The following is a 21,222-nucleotide window of genomic DNA, read 5'->3' as shown; positions in this document are numbered from 1 at the left end:
CAACCCCTTATCTGGTCTTTTTGTTGTCCGTCACTGTGACAGAGCGGCCCTCTAGGTCAAGCCTCAGCGCCATATCCGCCCCAACGAAACGCGCCATCTTCGGCCAGTGGCGAAAACGGATTGAACGCGACTTCCCACACGTGGCCATCTGGATCGCAGAAATAGCCAATGTGCCCACCCCAGAAGATGTCACCTGCCGGCTTCAGAATGCGTCCACCTGCGGCAACGGCCAGCTCCAAAAGTGGCGCAACCTCTTCTTTGGTGTGCACATTGTGTGACAGCGTCATGCCAGAAAACCCGCCGATGGCGTCTTCCGGAATGCCCAAATCCTCCGCCAGCATTGCTTTGGAATAAAGTCCCAGGGTTTGGCCAATCAGGTTGTACGCCACCACCTCTTCCGGATCATCCGGCCCGGTGGCGCGTTGCCATCCAAGCGCATCGTAAAACCGTGCAGAAGCTTGCACTTCCTTGACAGCCAGAGTGATCAAACTCACCCGTTGGCCCAGCTTTTGAACACTTAAACTCATCACTTCAATCCATTGATAAATTGCACAAAAGCCTCAATCGTACGTTCGTTTTCGGCAGGGGATCGAATGTCTCCAGCAATCACATGTTCCTGAGGGTCTGACCCCGCCATTGGTTGTTGAATATCCACTCTAGCCTCCCGACCCCAGCGTGTCGCCACGTCCTGCGTGCGGGCTGCCTCTACAACCTGATCACCTTCGGAGAACCAAAACAACGATGGCACCAGCGCTTTCCCATGGTCCTTTTCAAACACCTCTTTCACCAAAGCAGCCATCTGCATGACGGCCACTGTTGGGTACGCATGTGTCCAATAGGTCGCGTGGGCCGCGTTTGCCGGCTCAAAAGAGCGATCTTTTCCGGCCACGACAGGCACCCAATAACGCGCTGCTGGCCAAGTCAGCAATTTGGCAGCAGGCGATTTGATCCCAAAGTTTGGAGATACAAAGATCATGCCTTTCACATCTGCCATAACGTCGGGCTGATCCGCCAACGCCGCCATCACAGTGCCTCCGGTGGATGTTCCCATCACCACCACATCATCGCCAATCCGACGCGCCACGTTTAAGGCTTCCGCTAAATCATTGACCCAGCCCTGCGCCGTGGCTTGCGCCAATGCCGCCCCGTCACGTCCGTGCCCCTGAAGCCGGGTGTAAACCAAGTTTGCACCAAGCGCCTCGGCCACCCGATCCGGCACCGGGCGGATTTCCTCAGACGTGGCCGAAAACCCATGCACGTAAACCAGCACCAAAGGCGTTTTTTCATCGCGCGCCGCATGCCAGATCACCCGCTTTTCCGTGCCCGGGGTGATGTCCTCAAACCGCGCTTCCTGCGCAGCGAAATACGCGTCTACATCCGCGCCGATGTCGGCATCCTGCACCGTGGGCGTCAAGGATATCTGCTCATAAGGGCCAAAAACAAAAACCGCCCCCACGCACAAAACCACAACCAGAAGCAGCCGACCTAAAAAACGCCCAAATGTTCTCATTGTGAAACTTGAGGGGCCAAAATCGCCTCCTCAACCTTACTTTCAATCAATTTTAGACAATTTGGATCAGAGAAGCGATGATCCTTTCCTTTGACCATAAGCAATTGAATATCCTCTCCTTCCGCGTGATCGAGCAAGCGATAGGCCACGGAGCTGTCCACCGCCGTGTCTTCTGTGCCTTGCAGGAACCGCACCGGGAACGGCAACGCCAACGGCGTGCGCAGTACCAGCCTGTTGCGTCCATCCTCAATCATGCGCTTGGTGATGATGTAGGGCTCCATATAATCAGACGGCAACGCCACCTGCCCTTCCGCTTCAAGCTGCGCTTTCTGCTCAGGTGTAAACCCAGCCCAATAGCTGTCCTCGGTGAAATCCGGCGCAGCGGCAATGGTCACCATCCCCGCAATGCGCTCCGGCAGCGCCTTGGCCAACAACAGTGCCTGCCAGCCCCCCATCGACGACCCAACCACAATCAACGGCCCTTCGGTCAGCGCGGTGATCGCCGCAACCGTGTCTTCATGCCAATCACCAATACAGCCATCCTCAAACGCGCCGCTGCTCTCGCCATGACCGGAGTAGTCAAACCGCAAAAACTTCTGCCCACGCGCCTGCGCCCAGGCTTCCAAATGCACCGCCTTGGTGCCTTCCATGTCGGATTTCAGCCCGCCCAGAAACACCACCGTTGGGCCTGTGTCGCCGCTTTTGTGGTAGGCAATGCGCCGTCCCTGCGGCGTGTCAAAAAACTGCGTGACGCTCATGGCTTTTTGTTTCTCCCTAATTTGACGTGACCTTAACCCTCTGCGGAGATGGGATAAACCCCGCTTGACTTGCCCTGCCGCAAGGTTCATGAAGTCCGCGAACCATATACCCGCAACCGGGCGTTCCGTGGGCGCCAAACTGATGAGGAGCTTGAGGCTGATGGCCGAAATTTCCCTTACTTTTCCTGATGGTAATGCACGTTCTTACGAGAGCGGCGTAACCCCTGCCGAGGTCGCATCGTCGATCTCGACCTCCCTTGGCAAAAAGGCCATTTCCGCAACCGTGGATGGTCAGCACTGGGACATGCAATGGCCGATTGATGCGGACGCGACCATTGCGATCAACACGATCAAAGACAACGAAGCAGAGGCGCTCGAGCTGATCCGGCACGACTGCGCCCACATCATGGCGCGCGCCGTACAAGAGATCTGGCCAGACGTGAAAGTCACCATTGGTCCAGTCATCGAAAACGGCTGGTACTATGACTTTGACCGCGAAGAGCCGTTTACGCCAGAAGATCTCGGCCTCATCGAAAAGAAGATGAAAGAGATCATCAACAAGCGTGAGCCTGTGACCACCGAGGTCTGGGATCGCGACCGTGCGGTGAAATTCTACGAGGCCAACAACGAGCCTTATAAGGTAGAGTTGATCGACGCCATCCCCGGCGACGAACCTCTGCGGATGTACTGGCACGGCCACTGGCAAGATCTCTGCCGCGGCCCACACCTGCAACACACTGGTCAGGTGCCAGCGGACGCGTTTAAGCTGATGTCCGTGGCCGGCGCCTACTGGCGTGGCGACAGCGACCGCGCGATGCTCCAGCGCATCTACGGCGTGGCCTTCAAAAACAAAGAAGACCTCAAAGCCCACCTGCACATGCTGGAAGAGGCCGAAAAACGCGACCACCGCAAACTGGGCCGCGAAATGAACCTGTTCCACATGCAGGAAGAAGCCCCGGGCCAAATCTTCTGGCATCCAAATGGCTGGAAAATCTACACCACGCTGCAGGACTATATGCGTCGCAAGCAGGAAGTCGGCGGCTATGTCGAGGTCAACACTCCACAAGTGGTGGATCGCAAACTCTGGGAGGCCTCCGGTCACTGGGACAAATACCAGGAAAACATGTTCATCGTGGAAGTGGACGAAGACCACGCCCGCGAAAAGGCTGTGAACGCGCTTAAGCCTATGAACTGTCCCTGCCACGTGCAGGTGTTCAACCAAGGCCTGAAGTCTTACCGTGACCTGCCTTTGCGCATGGCCGAGTTTGGCTCCTGCGCCCGCTATGAACCGTCTGGCGCTCTGCATGGCATCATGCGCGTGCGCGGCTTCACCCAGGATGACGGTCACATCTTCTGTGCCGAAGATCAGATCACCTCGGAAACCAAGAAGTTCATCGACTTCCTGTCCGAGATCTATTCCGACCTCGGCTTCAACGACTGGACCATCAAGCTGTCCACCCGTCCGGAAAAGCGCATTGGCTCGGACGAAAGCTGGGACTACGCGGAGAAAGCTCTGGGCGACGCCTGTAACGCGGCCGGTCATCAGTTTGAGATCCTCGAAGGCGAAGGTGCGTTCTACGGTCCAAAGCTTGAGTTCACCCTGACAGACGCCATTGGCCGGAACTGGCAGTGTGGTACGCTTCAGGTGGATCCAAACCTGCCCGAACGTCTGGATGCAACCTACATTGGCGCGGATGGCGAAAAGCACCGCCCCATCATGCTGCACCGTGCGACTTTGGGCTCCTTTGAGCGCTTCATCGGCATTCTGATCGAAGAACACGCTGGCAAACTGCCGTTCTGGCTGGCCCCGCGTCAGGTGGTTGTGGCCGCCATTGTGTCGGACGCAGATGATTACTGTCTGGAAGTGGTCGAGGCGCTGAAAGCCGCTGGCGTGCGCGCCGAGGCTGACCTGCGCAATGAGAAGATCAACTACAAAGTCCGCGAACACTCCGTGGGCAAAGTGCCAGTGATCTTGGCCATTGGTAAGAAAGAGGTGGAAGAGCGCACAGTCTCCACCCGTCGCCTTGGCGAAAAGCAAAGCAAAGTCCAGTCTTGGGACGAAATCGTGAGCCAATTGTCACAAGAGGCGACCCCGCCCGATTTGGCCTGACAGCTTTTGCAACATTTGAGCAGGCGCGTTACGGGAAACCGGACGCGCCTGTTTCAGTTTGAGCGGAAAACCAACCTTCCAGCGCTGGAATCTTCACGAAACCGTCACGCCATCTAACGCATCTGTGACACACAGCCCCGTGATTGGCCTTTGAACCTGCCCTCCCCCTAATCTCTACTCATGCCACCGAGCAATGGATCACATACAGATCAGCTAGGCGGCCGAGTTTTAGACATACACAAGGGAAGAGAACCAATGTCCAACACCGTAAAAACCCTCGCAGTTGCAAGCGCCGTAGCAGCAGCCCTGTCCGCACACGCCACCACCGCAGTGGCCGCTGAGAAAGAGAAGTGCTACGGCGTTTCCCTCGCAGGTCAGAACGACTGCGCGGCAGGCCCAGGCACCACATGCGCCGGTACATCCACAACCGATTATCAGGGCAACGCCTGGAAACTGGTTGACGCAGGCACCTGTGTTGGCATGGAACTGCCTGCCATGGCAGACGGCAAAGCCCGCATGGGCTCTCTGGAAGCGCTGGACCGCGACCTGCCAAAGTCCTAAGTCAGACTTTCGAAGCCCCGGTGTCTCCGGGGCTTCACCTAACCTCCCCAAAACATACAAAAAATGCCATACTGCCCCTGAGCGCACGTTTGCAGCCCGCAACGCCTATGTTTCAGGACCAAAAACCATGACCCATTCCACCAAAACACTTCCCCTCATCGGTGCTGTCGTCACCGCGCTCGCGCTCCAAACCGCGCCTGCGGAGGCAGGTAAGAAAGAGAAGTGTTTTGGCATCGCAAAAGCAGGCGAAAACGGCTGCGCCGCTGGCCCCGGAACGACCTGCGCAGGCACCTCCACCGTTGATTACCAAGGCAACGCCTGGAGTCTTGTGGACGCTGGCACTTGCCTTTCCATCGACCTGCCAGACATGGCGGACGGCACCCCCCGCACACCGTCGCTTGAGTCTTTGCCTCGCGACTTGCCTTCATAAGGACCAATCACATGTATGATGCGCCATTTTCTCCAGAAGGACTGCCAAATCTGCCCGGTGTCGGCTATAAGCCACAGCATTACAGCGACTTGATTGAGAACCCTGGTACCGTTGGCTGGCTCGAGATTCATGCCGAAAACTACATGGGAGATGGCGGTCGACCTATCGCACAGCTGCGCCAACTCACGGAACGCTTTCCCATATCTGTGCACGGCGTCGGGCTGTCCATCGGGGGCGAAGGACGACTTGATCCAGAGCATCTCGCCCGACTGAAACACCTGGTTGGCTGGCTGAACCCCACCGTGTTCTCAGAGCATCTCGCATGGAGCACCCACGACGGCGCGTTCCTCAATGACCTGCTTCCACTGCCCTACACCGAGTCCACGATAGCCCGCGTCAGCGACCACATTGACGAACTGCAAAATACCATTGGTCGCCAGATGATGCTGGAGAACCCTTCAAGTTATCTTGCCTTCGACGAAAGCACTTGGTCAGAACCGGATTTCCTGCGCGAAGTTGCCAAACGCTCCGGTTGCGGACTACTGCTTGACGTCAACAACGTCTTTGTTTCCGCCACCAACCTGAACTACGATCCCAAACAATACATCGCCGACTATCCGCTTGAACATGTGGGGGAAATTCACCTCGGCGGTCACGACGAAGATGAGGATGACCACGGCCAACCGCTGTTGATCGACAGCCACGGCGCTCCGGTTGTGGACCCGGTCTGGGCTTTGCTGGATCACACCCTGTCCCTGTCCGGTCCCCGCCCCATTCTGATCGAATGGGACACCGATGTGCCGGAATGGCCCATCCTTCACGCCGAGGCAGAGCGTGCGGAAACCGCACTGTCCAAGGTGACCGCATGACTGTCACCCAAACCACCTTCCGCAGCGCCATTTTGGACGGTCAACAAGACCGCCCGCTGGGCCTGTCAGACGCCGAAGGGCGCCCGGCTGGCCGCCGCTTTGACGTCTATCGCAACAACGTGGCCGTCTCCCTGACCGACGCCTTGGCCACTGGGTTCCCAACCATCGCTAAACTGATCGGAGAGCAAAACTTCAACGCAATTGCCGGCATCTTCCTGCGCCAATCGCCCCCCGCCTCACCGCTGATGATGCACTACGGCGCGGGGTTTCCAGAGTTCCTCCGCAGCTTTGAGCCACTGGCCCACCTCGGATACCTCGGCGACGTGGCAGAGCTCGAACTGGCTTTGCGTCGAAGCTACCACGCCGCCGACGCTACTCCCATTGCCGCCGATGCGCTGGCCTCTGTACCGCCCGAGAACCTCGGCGAGGTCACGTTCACTTTCGCACCCGCTGTCAGCGTGCTGAGCTCCCCGTGGCCGCTGCACGCCATCTGGGCCTTCAATATGCAGAACGGGCCAAAGCCTGACGCCGTCGCTCAGGATGTGATCATCCTGCGCCGCGAGTTTGACCCGGAACCACACGCCCTGCCGCCAGGCGGTCTCGCTTGCCTGCAAAGCTTGATGGCCGGTGACCCGTTGGGCATTGCCGCCGCCAAAGCCACAGAGGCGGATGCCGCCTTCGACCTTGGCGCCATCCTTACTTTACTTCTGTCAGGCAACGCCCTGACATACCTTACTATTCCGCAAACTTCGGAGGTCTAAATGTCCAATCTGATCGCGCTATACCAAGACCTCATTGATCGCCTTGATCGGCTCGACTGGCTTGTGCCCACCCTGGCCCGCCTGACCTTCCTAATGGTGCTGTTCTTCTACTTCTGGAACTCTGCAATGTTGAAAATCGACGGCTCGATCTTCTCGCCGTCTGCGGGTGCCTTTGGTCAGATCTTCCCCAAAGCCGCCGAAGCCGTGGTCTGGGACGTCACACAAATGACGGTCTTCCAGCGCCTTGTGATCCTGGCCGGCACCGTTGCGGAATTTGTCCTGCCTGTGCTGATCATCCTCGGCTTGCTGACCCGCCTAGCTGCCATTGGCATGATTGGGTTTGTCGCCGTGCAAACCATCGTCGACGTCACCGGCCACGGCGTTGCGCTTGGCTCCCTATTTGACAGCGCCCAAGCCCTGATCGACCAGCGTATAATGTGGGTCTTCCTGTTCGCTGTAATGGTCCTGAAAGGCGCTGGCCCCATCTCCATCGACGTAATTTTTAAGCGCCGCAACCCCGCCTGAACCACCATCACAATCTACTAAAGCCCGCGCCACACCAGCGCGGGCTTTTTAATTATGCCAAGGCGGCTTGCGTGTCCTTGCCCCAGCCAAGATAGAGCACGCCGTCCCGCTCAATCAGCGGCCGCTTCATCAAAGTGGGATGCTCAGCAATCAGTTCCAAAACCGGTTTCGCCCGTTCTTCCTCACTCAGGTTTCGCCATGTGGTTGAGCGCGTGTTCGCCAGTGCCGCCCCAAACATCTCAAATGCCGCTTCAAGCGTCACCTGTGGCACTCCGTCGGCCCGCACATCAACAAACTCAACACTTCCTAATGATTTCAGCGCCTTACGGCAAGTGTCGCAATTTTTGAGTCCATAAAGCGTCGTCATCTCGAGCCCTTTTTCCTGTTTCTTCTGAGACTTAAACCAATTGATTTTGAAATTCACGGCGGTTTTTCTTGATTTTTTCGGGAGCCATGCAATCCTCTAGGTGGTGCAATTTTTTTCGTGCCTCTGAAAACGTGCTTTCAGATCTAGTGATTTCTTGCGCCTCCGGGCCCCAGCCCGGATCGACTAAAAGTGAATATAGAGGAGAACGGTATGCCACGCGGTACCGTAAAGTGGTTTAACACCACCAAAGGCTTCGGGTTCATTGAGCCAGAAGAAGGCGGAAAGGACGTTTTTGTCCATATTTCCGTTGTTGAACGTTCCGGTCTGAAAGGCCTGTCGGACAATCAAAAAGTTGAATTTGAAATGACCCAAGGTCGAGACGGCCGCGACATGGCGGGTGAACTCAAACTTCTGTAACAAGATCGGGGCGCCATTACGCGCCCCTTTCTGCATCGAGCGCGCGCCCCTGTGGCGCGCGTTGTGTTTTGGTGCGGCTTAGGAACAGCCTTTGGTGCCAGGCGGGCAGCTCATGCTGTAGCTGCGCTTACGACTGCCGCCAGCGTTGTAATAGACTTCGCCGGTTGTCGGGTTGCCACAGCAGATCACACCGCCCACGGTCACCGGCTGCAGCCCGCTTGGGCAATAGTTCGCAGCCGCCGGATACGGATGCATCAGCACCCCCTCAGGCTGGTTTACTGGGCCAATCACTGGCGCATTGCTGCTCCAGGTTTGCGCCGCCACCGGCGCGGCTACGGACAAGGTCACTGCGGCTGCAATCAAAGAAATACGCGTCATAAGGCCCAAGCTCCAAATGCTGAAACAACGTGGTTAACTTCTGCTAACCTACTGCCAAGACGCGGAAACTGTCAATTTCCTGCTGCGAAACAATGTGCTTCGGGTCGAACTGCGCAGCCGTTAGCGGCGCAGATATTCGCAAACCTCACACTTTGGCCCCTCCCCAGGCAGCCCCCGCGACGACGCCAAACGCCACTGCGCCAGGTCCACCTCCGGGAAAAACGTGTCCGCATCTGGCACGTCCATATCCACCTCGGAAATCAACAAACGATCCGCCAAAGGCAGCATCTCTGAGTAGATGCCAAACCCGCCAATGCCATAGACCCGATGATAGCCCTCCGCATAGGCCAGCTTCACTGCCTCCGCCACGCTTGGCACCACTACCTCCGCCGCATCTGGCTGAGAAGACACAACAATATTGAACCGTTTCGGCAGTGGTTTCTTTGGCAGGCTCACCCAGGTGGCCCGCCCCATGATGATCGCCCCGCCAAGCGTTTCCCGCTGAAATGTCTTCAAATCTTCAGGCAAGAACCACGGAATGTCGCCGTCCCGCCCAATCGCCCCGTTGCGCGCCCGTCCAACAACCAGTGAAATCATAATTACACCGCCACGGCCGCTTTGATGGTTGGGTCGGGGTCGTAGCCCACAAACTCAAAATCATCGTAGGTGAAATCAAAAATCGAACTCACCTCCCGTTTGATCCGCAGCTGCGGCAAAGCCTTTGGTGTGCGTGAGAGTTGCAAATTCACCTGATCCATGTGGTTCGAATAGATATGGGCATCGCCAATCGAATGCACAAAGTCCCCCGGCTCATAACCGGTCACATGTGCCAGCATCACCTGCAACAACGCATAAGACGCAATGTTAAATGGCACCCCAAGGAACATATCCGCGCTGCGCTGATACAGCTGCAGATGCAGCTTACCGTTGATGATCCGCACCTGCCACATGGTGTGACACGGCGGCAGCGCCATTTGTGGCACATCCCCCGGGTTCCAGGCCGACACAATCAGACGACGGCTATCGGGCGCGGTTTTGATCATCTCCACCAGATTGGCAATCTGATCCACACCTGTCTTCACAAACAGCGGCTCACCTTCGTGGGCAATGCCGGACGCCTGCATCGTCGGAAACGACCGCCATTGATAGCCATAGACAGGCCCAAGATCGCCGTTTTCATCCGCCCATTCGTCCCAAATCCGCACCCCATTGTCTTTCAGGTACTTGATGTTGGTGTCGCCTGACAAAAACCACAGCAGCTCATGAATGATCGAGCGCAGGTGCAACTTCTTTGTGGTCACCAGCGGGAAGCCATCCGCGTGGGAATAGCGCGCCTGCATGCCAAAATAAGAAATCGTGCCGGTGCCGGTGCGGTCGGTGGACTCTTCGCCCTGATCCAGAATGGTGCGAAGCGCGTCGTGATACTGCTGCAAGGTCTGCTCTGCCTTAATCTGCTTGTGGTCCCGCCATCGTGCCGCAACCGGGCGCCAAATTCAACGAGATAGAGGCCGGCCAGCGCCTGCAAATCAGGCCCCCGACGAGAGGCGCACCATCACAGCCCTGTGAGGCTAGAATTCGCGCTGGATTCTCCGCCGCACTCCGTGCTTTGATAGCGCCAACACCAACAAGGGAACCTGTAGATGCACGTGAAATACCTGCACACGATGGTCCGCGTCGCGGATTTGGAAGCCTCCATGGCGTTTTATGCGCTGTTTGGCCTCAAGGAAATCAAACGTTATGACAGCGAAGAAGGCCGCTTCTCGCTGGTCTATCTGGCCGCAGATGGCGACCATGATGCACCACTGGAACTAACCTACAACTGGGACGGCGACGAAGGCCTGCCGTCTGACAGCCGTCACTTCGGCCACCTCGCCTATGAGGTTGGCAACATCTACGAGATGTGCCAGCACCTCGCCGACAACGGCGTGGTGATCAACCGCCCGCCGCGCGATGGCCGCATGGCCTTTGTGCGCTCCCCCGACAACATTTCAATCGAGCTGCTCCAGCAAGGCGACGCCCTTGCACCCGCTGAGCCATGGGCCAGCATGGAGAGCACCGGTCACTGGTGATCCGCCGCGCGGCCTCTATCGCGCTTTTAGGGATGGCCCTCTGGGCCTCCCCTCTCCACTCTGCCGCGAACACCCCCTCTGCGTGCCGCATCGCTCTGCTGCTGGCGCTGGACGTCAGCTCTTCCGTTGATGCGCATGAGGACATGTTGCAACGCCGCGGCCTTGCCGCTGCGCTCACTGCCCCTGAAATCCAAGCCGCCTTTCTCAGCAGCCCGCAATCCGTGGCCTTCTCGGTCTATGAATGGAGCGGCCGCACCCAGCAAAGCACCCTGCTGGACTGGACGGTGATAGACAGCCGCCAGACTTTGCTGGAAAACGCCGCCAAACTGGCCCTCTCAAAACGGTCCACCACCGAATTCCCCACAGCGCTGGGTCACGCTGTCGGCCATGCCGCCCGCCTGTTTCGCGACGCGCCGGACTGTGACGTGCAGGTCCTGGATGTGAGTGGAGATGGCGAAAACAATGATGGGTTCACACCCAAGCAAGCCTATGACGCTTTCCCCCTCGACGGCGTGATCGTAAATGCTCTCGCCATTGAAACCTTTGGCGAAAAAGCGGCGGACCTCGCCGCGCAACCGGGCGACATGGTGGCCTACTACACCCGCGAATTGATCCAAGGACCAGACGCTTTTGTCGAAGTCGCCGATGGCTTTGACGATTTCGAAAACGCCATGCGCCGCAAACTGTCGCGGGAACTCTCGGTCACAGTTTTGGGACAGCTGGACATGCGCCCGTAACCCTTCCAACCGTATCGGCACTTCAGGCGTGGCAGTGTGGCGCCCAAAAGAAATGCCGCGCAGGCTGGATCAGCCCAAACGGCAAGAAAAACTGGACACCCACAAAAGGAAAAGCGCGCCAAGCCTTTCTAGGCGGACGCGCAAAAGCCGCGGATTCCCCTTTCTAGGGTGTCCGGGGATGTTAGTAGATGTAGCGGATCTGGTCGGTCCAGTAACGCTCCACACGGCGCAAAGCGTGTGTGATCTGTTCAATCCCGTCGTCGCCCAGCACACCTTTGGCCTGCAAACCTTCGGCATGGCGCGCAAACAGCTTGGAAATCACGTCACGGATTTCACGACCTTTGTCGGTCAGGCGCACGCGCACAGAGCGGCGGTCAATTTCGCAACGCTGATGATGCATATAGCCCGCATCCACCAGCTTCTTCAGGTTATAACTCACGTTGGAGCCCTGATAGTACCCACGTGTCTTGAGTTCGCCCGCAGTCACTTCATTGTCGCCAATGTTAAACAGCAGCAACGCCTGTACCGCGTTAATTTCGATAACCCCAACACGCTCAAACTCGTCTTTGATCACATCCAGCAACAGCCGGTGCAGGCGCTCGACAAGCGCCAGCGAGTCCAGGTAATCAGCCATAAACGACTGCTCTGTCCCGCTTTCCATAGATGAATGAAAGCTCATTCTTGTTCTCCGTCAGCTTTGTCTAGCAAACAGATTGGCCGAAAAAGCCCAACAAGAGGTTAAACCGTCCAAAAGACGTCACAAATTCGCGTCAATTTGGGCCACTGATGGCTTTGGAAATGTCCAAAATCATCGCGGAAAAGTGATCAGGCGCCGGTTTTTGCCCCGTAACCCATTGATATAAATCCTGATCATTCTCATGCAGCAGCGCATCATAGAGATCGAGCGTCGCCGCATCCATGTCGGACAAATTGTCCTCTGCATAGCGCACAAGAATGATGTCCATTTCTTTGATGCCCCGCCGCATAGAACGCATTTTCATGCGTTTCAGACGATTCTCGTGGGTCTCATTTGCCGGATTCGGCGCAGGCTTGGGGATGTCCATTGTCGTCACACTTTGTTGCGCAGCGCCTTTTCTAAGCGCGCGAGTTTTTCAAGATCATTTTTCATGCGGCTGCGGATCACGCGGATTTCCTGCACAATCGCGAGCAAATCCGTGTCGGCACTCTCTTCGTCGCCGGGCATCTCCACGCCGTCACCGTCACCGGTCAGCAACCAGCCCACGGAAACGTTGAGCAATCCTGCCATCATCGACAGTCGGTTGGCGCGCGGCTCACTCAAATCGCTTTCCCAATTGGCCAGCGTGCCGCGCTTGATCCCCAGCCTCTTTGCCAGTTCTCCCTGCTTCAGCCCCGCCGCCTCACGCGCCGCCGCCAGGCGATCGCCAAAGGTCGCCACATCCTCGCCATACCAGCCTTCATCGGTCAGCGGCTCTACTTGGTCCTGTGACATCTACATTCCTTTGGTTTCCACCTTGAACGGTATTCGCGCGCACCCTAAGACATGGAGCCAGTGATTACAAACGAGGCCCAAATGTCTTTCCTGTCCAATACCCTGTCCCGCGTGAAACCGTCCCCGACCATCGCCATGACAGCAAAGACCGCCGAGCTGAAGGCCGCAGGTCGCGACGTGATTGGCCTCTCCGCCGGCGAGCCCGACTTTGACACGCCGCAAAACATCAAAGACGCCGCCGTGGCGGCCATTGCCGCAGGCAAAACCAAATACACTGCGCCTGATGGCATTCCAGAGCTGAAGCAGGCCGTCTGTGCCAAGATGAAGCGCGACCACGGTCTGGAGTACACCCCGGCGCAGGTCTCTGTGGGCACCGGCGGCAAACAGACGCTTTATAATGCGCTGATGGCCACGCTGAACGAAGGCGACGAAGTCATCATCCCGGCCCCTTACTGGGTGAGCTACCCGGACATGGTGCTGCTCGCGGGCGGCACCCCGGTGATTGCCGAGACCTCGCTGCAAACCAAATTCAAACTGACCGCCAATCAGCTGGAAGCCGCGATCACGCCCAAAACCAAATGGCTGATCTTCAACTCGCCGTCCAATCCGACCGGTGCGGGCTACTCGCGCGAAGAGCTCAAAGAGTTGACCGACGTGCTGATGCGCCACCCCCATGTCTGGGTGATGACCGACGACATGTATGAGCACCTCGCCTATGACGGTTTTGAGTTCTGCACCCCGGCGGAAGTGGAACCTGGCCTCTATGAGCGCACTCTGACCTGCAACGGCGTGTCCAAAGCCTACGCCATGACCGGCTGGCGCATCGGCTATGCCGCTGGCCCCGTCGAACTGATCGCCGCAATGCGCAAAGTGCAATCGCAAAGCACGTCCAACCCGTGCTCGATCAGCCAATGGGCCGCCGTGGAGGCACTCAATGGCACGCAAGCGTTTCTGGAACCCAACAATGTGGTCTTCAAACGCCGCCGCGATCTGGTGATCGACATGCTGAGCCAGATCGACGGCATCTCCTGTCCGACACCGGAAGGCGCGTTTTACGTCTATCCCTCCATCGCTGGGCTGATTGGCAAAACCACCCCCAAAGGTACCGTGATCGAGAATGACGAAGCCTTTGCCAATGCGCTTCTGGAAGAGGCGGACGTGGCCGTGGTCTTTGGCGCCGCCTTTGGGTTGTCGCCAAACTTCCGGATCAGCTATGCCACTTCGGACGAAGCCCTGAAAACCGCCTGCACGCGCATTCAGACCTTTTGCGCCGCGCTGAGCTGAGTGCGGACAACAGACACAAAGGTGGCCCATGAGCAGTGACCTGCCAGACTACTACTTCCGCGTCCGCGAAAACGGCGCTGTGGTGTTCCGTGTCGACACGGAGAACCGCCAGCGCCGGATCGAAATGGATCAGATCGCGGTCGTCAACATCAAGAACGGCGATGTGAAACCCCATGGGGACACCAAGCTGACCAAGGAAGACAAGGCCGAAATCAACGCCTGGATGGCCGAGCGCCGCGCGCTTTTGGACCAGCGCACCGTGGACGACATCCTGCGCACGGTGGACCACCTGAACCTGACGTCTCAGTGGGTGCAGTCCAAAGCCACGCCGGATCAGTTGGAGCAAATCACCGACACATTGCTGCTGGCGATGCATGATCTGCGCTCGGTCCTGGTGCGCAAAAAGGCGGACCGTTTGCTCAAAGGCAAAAAGTAGAAGGGGCTTTGCCCCGTCCCATCACAGATGGGACGCCCCAGGATATTTGTGGAATGAGAATGTGGGGCGTCGGAGTTAAGCCGACGCCTTTTGCTCTTGGAACCGCTTTCGCAGGCGGTTTAGGTCCGTGACCCAGAAGCGGTACATCAGCAGGATGCCCGCCGCGGTCAGACCACAGACCAACCCCAGCCACACACCTTCGCCGCCCATGCCAAAGGTAAAGCCCAGCACATAGGCGCTTGGCACGCCAATGATCCAATAGCTCACCGCAGCAATCACCATGGGCCCCCGGGTATCCTGTACGCCGCGCAACAGCCCCAAGGCCATCACCTGCGCCCCGTCCATCACCTGGAACAACGCCGCCACATATAAGAGCGTCACACCTGTGGCGATGATCGCCTCACGTTGCACCTCTTCGGGATCAATAAAGAAGCCCAAAAGCTGCTCCGGGAAGATCAGGAAAATCGCCACGGCGATAAAAGCCATCAGCAGCGACGCCACGATCGCCACCCAGGCCCCGCGCGCCATATGGTCCGCGTCTTTGCGCCCCATAGCATTGCCTGCCCGCACGGTCGCCGCATTGGACAGCCCCAAGTGGATCATAAAGGCCAGACTGGCCAGTTGCAGGGCAATACCATGCGCCGCCAGCGTGACCGTGCCAAGCCACCCCATCATAATGGAGGAGGCCGAGAACAGCCCCACTTCCGCCAGATTGGTAATGCCAATCGGCAGCCCCAGCCGGAACACTTTGGCAAAGACCTCCCAATCCGGCCGCCAGATGCGCGCAAAGAGATCATGCTGCGGCAACGCTTTGATAGCATAGAGGATCACCCCGGCCAGAGACACAAACTGTACGAGGATCGAGGCAATCGCCGCGCCCCGCACGCCCATCTCAGGCAGGCCCCAGTTGCCAAAAATCAGCCCGTAGTTCACCACTGCATTGACCGGCACAGCCGCGACCGTGACCCAGAACACCACACGGGTGTGCTCCAGCGCCGCCAAATAAGACTTGAGCACCATCACCAAAAGCGCCGGAACCAAGCCAAGTCCAGCTATCCGCAAATAGGCCTGCGCCAATTCCGCCACATCAGGGGCCTGTTGCAACGACAACAGGATTGGCCCGGACAGCATAAACAGCGGCTGCACCAACACGCCAAAGAGCACCGACAGCCACAGCCCCATACGTGTCACCCGCCGCAGGGCTTGTTCGTCCCCTTCCGCATCCGCCTCAGCCACCAGAGGCATCACTGCAATGGCAAAGCCCGATCCCAGAATGAAGATCACAAAGAAAAACGTGCTGCCCAGCACCACAGAGGCCAGTGCCTCGACAGAATACCAGCCGAGCATGACCGTGTCGGTCAACCCGATTCCAAACTGCGCCACATGGCCACCAATCAGCGGAAGGCCAATGCGCAAAAGGGCGCGAACGTGGTCAGACGTCCGCATTGGGGAGGTCGATTGTGTTGATGTCATGCCCAAGCAGTAAGCTTGTTAATTAGGCAGAGCAAGGCCCGCCTTTGCGTTGATCCAAAATCCGCCCTCTGCCACCATAGACCACATTGATAGAACAAGGTTCCCCCATGTCCGCCGATCCCTTTGCCACATTGATTTCCGACAGCCGCGCCTTTCTCAACGCGCTGGCCGACAGCAACACCAAAGATTGGTTTAACGAAAACAAACCCACCTATGAGACCCAGCTCAAAGCGCCCGCTTTGGCTTTGCTCGACACTGTGGCGGCCTCGCTTGAAAAGCAAACCGGCCAAGTGCCGACCACCAAACTCTTCCGTCCGCACCGCGACGTGCGCTTTTCCAAAGACAAAACGCCCTACCACCTGCATCTGCACATGCTGTGGTCCACGCCGCCGGTCGGCTATTTCTTTGGTATTGGGCGGGACTATCTGTCTGTGGGCGGTGGCATGATGGGATTTGACAAAGACCAGATGACCCACTGGCACGCCGCTGTCGATGGCCCCAAGGGTGCACAGCTCTCTGATGCTATCGCTGACCTAAAAGCCCAAGGGGCCCGAATGGACGACCCGGAGCTCAAACGTGTCCCCGCCCCCTTTGACAAAGACCATCCACAAGCCGCCTTGCTGAAACGCAAAAGCTGTACCGTCTGGTTTGACTATAAAGAAAGCGACATAACAAAAGGCGGCCTCGTGCCCCAGCTCGAGACCGCCTTCCAAAAACTACAACCGCTGACGCAACTGCTCGCCGCGCTTTAGCGCGGCTTTCGAGTATCCGGGTGCAATGCTGCCCCCAGAATGTGATCGGCCTGATGGATCACATGACTTGCGGTGTTCACAATCAACGGATCCGCCTGCTCCACAATACTGTGATCCTTGCCGGGATAGTCCAGCGTGCTCAAGAAATGCCGCATACAGTTCAAACGCGCGCGCTTCTTGTCGTTGGATTTCACCACCGTCCACGGCGCATCTGCCGTATCGGTGTAAAAGAACATCGCTTCTTTGGCCTCGGTATAATCGTCCCACTTGGACAGCGACGCCTTATCAATCGGGCTCAGCTTCCACTGCTTCAGAGGATCGGTTTCGCGGCTCTTGAAGCGGCGTTTCTGCTCATCTTGGGTGACCGAGAACCAGTATTTGTAAAGCCGAATGCCGGACCGTACCAACATCCGTTCCAGGTCGGGCGTCTGCCGCATAAACTCCAGGTATTCGCCGGGCTCACAGAAACCCATCACCCGCTCCACACCGGCGCGGTTGTACCAGCTGCGGTCATAGAGCACCATTTCGCCAGATGTCGGCAGATGGTCGATATAGCGCTGAAAATACCACTGGCCGCGCTCTTCATCGGTCGGCTTGTTCAAGGCCACCACCCGCGCCGAGCGCGGGTTCAAATGCTCAGTAAACCGCTTAATCGTACCGCCCTTACCGGCCGCATCCCGCCCCTCAAACAGCATCACAAACTTCTGCCCGGTTTCCTGCGCCCAAAGCTGCACCTTCAGCAGCTCTGCCTGCAACTGCGCCTTCTGCTTTTCGTATGACCGGCGGGACAATTTGGTCGCGTAAGGGTACTCGCCCTTCTCAAACGCACGGCGCAACTCCTCCGCCGTTGGCTCGTTTTCGGCACCCGTCACCTCTGCATCCGCTGCCTCCGCAACGTCCTTGATTTCACCGTCATTTACCTGAGCCACACCGTCCAACTGGTCATCCATAAGCGTCTCCTTTCTTGCTTTTCTTGAGATGGGTTGGACCTACCACGCCGCGCAAAATTCCTCTTTGATGCACGTCAACTGAATCTTCTGTTTTGCAGCAAATTCCCAACAAAAAACGGCGCCTTGCACCCCCTCTTCGGTGCACCAAAGTACACAATGACCCCACGTCCCTATTGCACGCTGCAGTAGATCGAGACGCTGCGTGCCCCTAGACTTTCGCCAGTCATTGGAGGACGCTCATGTTTGGTACTTCTCTCTCCCATTTTCGAAAGCTCGCCGTGTCACTGACCCTCGCAGCCACATCCCTCTCCGCTCAAGACCGCATTGACCTGATCCGCCCCGACGCCCCGGAGCTTGCCCCTTTTGGTACCCTGCCAGTTGGCGTCACAACGCGGACCTTTGTGCACCCGGATCAGATCGACGTGCTGAACTCGACCGAGGACACGCTCGCGCACTATGACCGCGCCCTGACTGTAGAGATCTGGTATCCCGCCGCGGCAGACACCCCACCAGGCGGCACCTATGAAACCGTGCTGCGTGACCCGTCCCTCTCGGCAACCCTTACCGGCCGCGCCGCGCGCGACGCCACGCCCACAGCAGACGGCCCTTTCCCGCTGGTGGTGATCTCCCACGGCTACCCCGGCAACCGCCTCCTGCTCTCCCATCTGGGCGAAAACCTCGCGTCTAAGGGCTACGTGGTCGCCTCCATCGATCACACCGACAGCACCTACGCTGATCAAACCGCATTTGGCTCCACCCTGCTCAACCGTCCCATTGACCAGAAGTTTGTCCTCAACAGCATGGCTGCGCTCGACGGCCCCATTGGCGCGATCACCGATGCCAACACGGCGGCGGTGATTGGCTACTCTATGGGCGGCTATGGCGCGTTGATCTTCGGCGGCGCGGGCCTTGCCCCCGGTGTCGAAGCCGCGCCCTTTGCGCCGCCGCAAGGCACTCTGCTGCACAACGTGCGCAATTCGGACACGCACGAAGCGCTGATTGATGAGCGCGTCAAAGCGCTGATCTCTATTGGCCCCTGGGGGCGCAACTACGGCCTTTGGGATGACGCAGGCCTCGCGGGCCTGCGCAAACCAACCCTCCTGATGGCGGGCGAAGTGGATGATGTCTCAATTTACCCGGCCATGCGCGAAATCTTCGAACACGCCACAGGCACGGACCGCCACCTACTCACCTTTGAAAACGCCAACCACAACGCCGCCGCACCGATCCCCGCCCCCATGGCCAGTTGGCAACCCTCCGAAACCCTCGGCTTCCCACCGTTTGACCACTATGCAGACGCGGTTTGGGACACCACACGCATGAACAACATCACCCAACACTTCGCCACGGCTTTTCTGGACCTGCATTTGAAAGGCGACAGCGACAAAGCCACCTATCTCGACCTTGTCCCCAACGCCAAAGACGGCCTGTTCTCGGCAGAAGAAGACGGCACCTTCAAAGCGGACCACACCTATTGGAAAGGCTTCCCGGCCCGCACCGCAGTTGGGTTGCGGTTTGAGACCCTCCTCAAGGGGCAGTAAGCACACTCCTCCCTCCAAAAGGCGACCAGTCCGGTCGCCTTTTTCACAACTGCATTGTTTAGAATTGTCTCCAACTGTCACAAACCGCCCCGACAAAACAATACCTGTACATTTCATACAAAACAGACACTTAGATAAGTTTACGACCCGAAATAAAACCTATTTCCCGCTAAGATGTCGTTAAGACTTGGGTGCCTAGGCTGCTGTAGGAATTGCTCGGAGGCTACCCAAAATGAAATTCATGACTGCCACGGTTTCTGCCATTGCGCTGACCGTTTCCACCGGCGCTGCCATCGCCGACACCGTCACCATTTTGGCGGCAGATCTGCCCCCCATGGTCTACGCCGACGGCTCAGGCCGCGAGGCCGAAATTGTCACCCGTGTGATGGAACACTGCGGCCACGAGGTGAACTATGTGGTGCAACCCTTCACCCGCCATTGGGCCACCTACGAAGGCGGCACCGGCGACGCGGTGATGACCGTACCTATGGGTATGCCGATGGACGGCGCCCAAAGCGCGCCTTACATCGCTTATCAGAACGGTGTGTCGTATCTCGCCTCTTCTGGTAACAATTTTGGCGCGCTGGATGACCTCGCCGGTCTCAGCATCGCCGCCTTTGAAGGTGCCTCCGGCATCCTTCCCGGCCTGTCTGACGCGCAAGGCTCCTTTGGCTCCTACCGCGAGATGGCCGACCAGGAAACCCAATCCAAACTGCTGTTTGGCGGCCGCGTCGACGGCATCCTGGGCGACGGCATGCTCTTTGCCGCCTACGCCGCCAGCCTGCGCGACGCCAGCTCCTCCGCAGGCGTAGACGCCAGCCAACCGCTGGAGTTCCGCGCCATCTTTGAACCCTCCAACTACGCCATGAACTTCCGCGATCCGGACATGTCCGTGGCCTTTGACCGCTGCTTCACCGAGTTGGAAGCAGACGGAACCATCGCGGCGATCAACACCAAGTGGATCGACAAATACCGTGACTCGCTTGCGGACAACTATCTCTCCATGTGACCTCCAGCCCCTCTGTCACGGCCTGACGTGATCTCGCCCCCACCGGACACATCCCCAATGTCCCTCCTTGTCCGGTAGGCGCATTTTCGGCACCAACGGTTCGCCCGCGCGACTTCGAATATCTAGGCCCATTTTCGATACCGCCATGGGCTTGTGTCAAAGAATACCGACACAATGACGCCATCCCGTTTGGCAAACACCACATGGTAAACGTGTTCGAACTGGGTTAATTTACCCAGTGGACCGACGATCTTCCTACCGGACACATATGTGCAAGATACTTCTGGGCAGGACGCCCGTACCTTGTGTCCCTGTTCCAGAAACAGCGACGTCGGGAAAGCAAATTGAAGGTCGCTCTTCCAGTCACCATCCTCAAAAATTTGAACATAATACCCCTGCGCGCGCAGGTAACTTTCATAGGTTGCAGCGTCCTCTCCCACAGACCTTTCGCCAACGCTCTGAACCGAGCGATCCACAAATACATCCGTGTTTGCGCGCACAATAAACAATGCGCACAGCACAAAGATCGCGACGGCAATGATGCGCCTTGATGGGGTCATGAGAGTTCCTTTAATCTAGCCGGGTTGATTCCCGCGCTGGCAAAGCAAATCATCACGTTCCATCAACCTCTATTGCTACCTGAACCGGCCTCCAAACCTTGCCAAAGCTACCTCGTGAGACGAGCCGCCGAAAGTCAGGCCAACCATACTTCGGTCAACGGTGCGCCCACGTGGGCGTAAACATTGCACTAACCAGCTATCGCGCCCACTCTTTAGACCCATCCGAGGCAATCCGCGTCTCTCAAGACCATCTG

27 protein-coding genes are annotated in these 21,222 nt (G+C 57.8%); 14 read left to right on the top strand and 13 right to left on the bottom strand.

Features of this window, described 5'->3' with window-relative positions:
* Positions 1-56: 56 nt before the first annotated feature.
* From MK208_RS04785 to MK208_RS04775, 3 genes are all read right to left on the bottom strand, one after another.
* On the bottom strand, positions 57-506 hold the full coding sequence (locus tag MK208_RS04785; RefSeq protein WP_294114566.1) for a VOC family protein: 450 nt from the start codon (positions 504-506) through the stop codon (positions 57-59).
* A 20-nt stretch (positions 507-526) separates the two neighbouring features.
* A complete protein-coding gene (locus MK208_RS04780; protein WP_294114457.1) occupies positions 527-1,402 on the bottom strand; it encodes an alpha/beta fold hydrolase in 876 nt (291 codons plus the stop codon).
* A gap of 104 nt (positions 1,403-1,506) precedes the next feature.
* On the bottom strand, positions 1,507-2,268 hold the full coding sequence (locus MK208_RS04775; RefSeq protein ID WP_294114455.1) for an alpha/beta hydrolase: 762 nt from the start codon (positions 2,266-2,268) through the stop codon (positions 1,507-1,509).
* A gap of 160 nt (positions 2,269-2,428) precedes the next feature.
* On the opposite strand from MK208_RS04775, the gene thrS reads away from it, so the two are divergent.
* From thrS to MK208_RS04745, 6 genes are all read left to right on the top strand, one after another.
* Positions 2,429-4,378, top strand: a complete 1,950-nt coding sequence (gene thrS, locus MK208_RS04770; protein WP_294114453.1) for a threonine--tRNA ligase — start codon at positions 2,429-2,431, stop codon at positions 4,376-4,378.
* A 255-nt stretch (positions 4,379-4,633) separates the two neighbouring features.
* The gene (locus tag MK208_RS04765; protein ID WP_294114451.1) at positions 4,634-4,939 is read left to right on the top strand and encodes a DUF2282 domain-containing protein; all 306 of its coding nucleotides are present in this window, start codon (positions 4,634-4,636) and stop codon (positions 4,937-4,939) included.
* Positions 4,940-5,066: 127 nt separating this feature from the next.
* Positions 5,067-5,369, top strand: a complete 303-nt coding sequence (locus MK208_RS04760; protein WP_294114449.1) for a DUF2282 domain-containing protein — start codon at positions 5,067-5,069, stop codon at positions 5,367-5,369.
* A gap of 11 nt (positions 5,370-5,380) precedes the next feature.
* A complete protein-coding gene (locus MK208_RS04755; RefSeq protein ID WP_294114446.1) occupies positions 5,381-6,238 on the top strand; it encodes a DUF692 domain-containing protein in 858 nt (285 codons plus the stop codon).
* Complete coding sequence (locus tag MK208_RS04750) at positions 6,235-6,999, top strand: DNA-binding domain-containing protein (protein WP_294114444.1); 765 nt, start codon at positions 6,235-6,237, stop codon at positions 6,997-6,999. Before MK208_RS04755 ends, MK208_RS04750 begins: the two co-directional genes overlap by 4 nt.
* A complete protein-coding gene (locus MK208_RS04745; protein ID WP_294114441.1) occupies positions 7,000-7,524 on the top strand; it encodes a DoxX family protein in 525 nt (174 codons plus the stop codon).
* 52 nt (positions 7,525-7,576) lie between these two features.
* Here the strand turns inward: MK208_RS04745 and MK208_RS04740 are convergent, their stop codons facing one another.
* Positions 7,577-7,891 (bottom strand): ArsC/Spx/MgsR family protein, encoded by a 315-nt coding sequence (locus tag MK208_RS04740; RefSeq protein ID WP_294114564.1) that lies wholly within the window; start codon positions 7,889-7,891, stop codon positions 7,577-7,579.
* A gap of 210 nt (positions 7,892-8,101) precedes the next feature.
* On the opposite strand from MK208_RS04740, the gene MK208_RS04735 reads away from it, so the two are divergent.
* Entirely contained in the window at positions 8,102-8,308 is a 207-nt protein-coding gene (locus MK208_RS04735; protein ID WP_058240518.1) for a cold-shock protein, read from the top strand.
* A gap of 78 nt (positions 8,309-8,386) precedes the next feature.
* Here MK208_RS04735 and MK208_RS04730 read toward each other — a convergent pair whose 3' ends face one another.
* From MK208_RS04730 to MK208_RS04720, 3 genes are all read right to left on the bottom strand, one after another.
* Positions 8,387-8,686, bottom strand: coding sequence for a hypothetical protein (locus tag MK208_RS04730; protein WP_294114435.1), 300 nt, complete (start codon positions 8,684-8,686; stop codon positions 8,387-8,389).
* Between the two features lie 120 nt (positions 8,687-8,806).
* Positions 8,807-9,283, bottom strand: coding sequence for a dihydrofolate reductase (locus MK208_RS04725; RefSeq protein WP_294114430.1), 477 nt, complete (start codon positions 9,281-9,283; stop codon positions 8,807-8,809).
* Between the two features lie 2 nt (positions 9,284-9,285).
* Positions 9,286-10,119 (bottom strand): thymidylate synthase, encoded by an 834-nt coding sequence (locus tag MK208_RS04720; RefSeq protein ID WP_294114428.1) that lies wholly within the window; start codon positions 10,117-10,119, stop codon positions 9,286-9,288.
* A gap of 207 nt (positions 10,120-10,326) precedes the next feature.
* Between MK208_RS04720 and MK208_RS04715 the strand changes: the two genes are divergently transcribed.
* Entirely contained in the window at positions 10,327-10,755 is a 429-nt protein-coding gene (locus tag MK208_RS04715) for a VOC family protein (protein WP_294114426.1), read from the top strand.
* Entirely contained in the window at positions 10,722-11,492 is a 771-nt protein-coding gene (locus MK208_RS04710; protein WP_294114424.1) for a DUF1194 domain-containing protein, read from the top strand. The genes MK208_RS04715 and MK208_RS04710 overlap by 34 nt, the downstream gene beginning before the upstream one ends.
* A gap of 181 nt (positions 11,493-11,673) precedes the next feature.
* Here MK208_RS04710 and MK208_RS04705 read toward each other — a convergent pair whose 3' ends face one another.
* From MK208_RS04705 to MK208_RS04695, 3 genes are all read right to left on the bottom strand, one after another.
* Complete coding sequence (locus MK208_RS04705) at positions 11,674-12,171, bottom strand: winged helix DNA-binding protein (RefSeq protein WP_294114422.1); 498 nt, start codon at positions 12,169-12,171, stop codon at positions 11,674-11,676.
* Between the two features lie 91 nt (positions 12,172-12,262).
* Positions 12,263-12,556 carry a succinate dehydrogenase assembly factor 2 gene (locus MK208_RS04700; RefSeq protein WP_294114421.1) on the bottom strand — a complete coding sequence of 98 codons (294 nt, stop codon included), beginning with the start codon at positions 12,554-12,556 and terminating at the stop codon, positions 12,263-12,265.
* Between the two features lie 5 nt (positions 12,557-12,561).
* Positions 12,562-12,963 (bottom strand): helix-turn-helix transcriptional regulator, encoded by a 402-nt coding sequence (locus tag MK208_RS04695; protein ID WP_294114420.1) that lies wholly within the window; start codon positions 12,961-12,963, stop codon positions 12,562-12,564.
* An 81-nt stretch (positions 12,964-13,044) separates the two neighbouring features.
* On the opposite strand from MK208_RS04695, the gene MK208_RS04690 reads away from it, so the two are divergent.
* Together MK208_RS04690 and MK208_RS04685 are read left to right on the top strand one after the other, a co-directional pair.
* Positions 13,045-14,247, top strand: coding sequence for a pyridoxal phosphate-dependent aminotransferase (locus MK208_RS04690; protein WP_294114562.1), 1,203 nt, complete (start codon positions 13,045-13,047; stop codon positions 14,245-14,247).
* A 28-nt stretch (positions 14,248-14,275) separates the two neighbouring features.
* Positions 14,276-14,683, top strand: coding sequence for a hypothetical protein (locus MK208_RS04685; protein ID WP_294114419.1), 408 nt, complete (start codon positions 14,276-14,278; stop codon positions 14,681-14,683).
* A gap of 75 nt (positions 14,684-14,758) precedes the next feature.
* Here MK208_RS04685 and MK208_RS04680 read toward each other — a convergent pair whose 3' ends face one another.
* Positions 14,759-16,156: an MATE family efflux transporter gene (locus MK208_RS04680; RefSeq protein ID WP_294114417.1), complete on the bottom strand. Its 1,398-nt coding sequence runs from the start codon at positions 16,154-16,156 to the stop codon at positions 14,759-14,761.
* 107 nt (positions 16,157-16,263) lie between these two features.
* Between MK208_RS04680 and MK208_RS04675 the strand changes: the two genes are divergently transcribed.
* Positions 16,264-16,908 (top strand): DUF2461 domain-containing protein, encoded by a 645-nt coding sequence (locus MK208_RS04675; RefSeq protein ID WP_294114415.1) that lies wholly within the window; start codon positions 16,264-16,266, stop codon positions 16,906-16,908.
* On the opposite strand, the gene ppk2 is transcribed toward MK208_RS04675, so the two are convergent.
* The gene (gene ppk2 / locus MK208_RS04670) at positions 16,905-17,858 is read right to left on the bottom strand and encodes a polyphosphate kinase 2 (protein WP_294114413.1); all 954 of its coding nucleotides are present in this window, start codon (positions 17,856-17,858) and stop codon (positions 16,905-16,907) included. The genes MK208_RS04675 and ppk2 overlap by 4 nt on opposite strands.
* A 239-nt stretch (positions 17,859-18,097) precedes the next feature.
* Here ppk2 and MK208_RS04665 point away from each other — a divergent pair, with 239 nt between their 5' ends.
* Together MK208_RS04665 and MK208_RS04660 are read left to right on the top strand one after the other, a co-directional pair.
* The gene (locus tag MK208_RS04665; RefSeq protein ID WP_294114410.1) at positions 18,098-19,399 is read left to right on the top strand and encodes a dienelactone hydrolase; all 1,302 of its coding nucleotides are present in this window, start codon (positions 18,098-18,100) and stop codon (positions 19,397-19,399) included.
* 232 nt (positions 19,400-19,631) lie between these two features.
* Positions 19,632-20,408: a transporter substrate-binding domain-containing protein gene (locus MK208_RS04660; protein ID WP_294114409.1), complete on the top strand. Its 777-nt coding sequence runs from the start codon at positions 19,632-19,634 to the stop codon at positions 20,406-20,408.
* A gap of 122 nt (positions 20,409-20,530) precedes the next feature.
* Here the strand turns inward: MK208_RS04660 and MK208_RS04655 are convergent, their stop codons facing one another.
* Positions 20,531-20,968 carry a hypothetical protein gene (locus MK208_RS04655; RefSeq protein WP_294114407.1) on the bottom strand — a complete coding sequence of 146 codons (438 nt, stop codon included), beginning with the start codon at positions 20,966-20,968 and terminating at the stop codon, positions 20,531-20,533.
* Positions 20,969-21,222: the final 254 nt, after the last annotated feature.

Source organism: Shimia sp. (assembly GCF_022448905.1).
In the GTDB taxonomy this organism is placed as follows: Bacteria; Pseudomonadota; Alphaproteobacteria; order Rhodobacterales; family Rhodobacteraceae; genus Shimia.
Note: the sequence above shows the minus strand (reverse complement) of the source record. Positions and strands in the feature narration are given on the sequence as shown.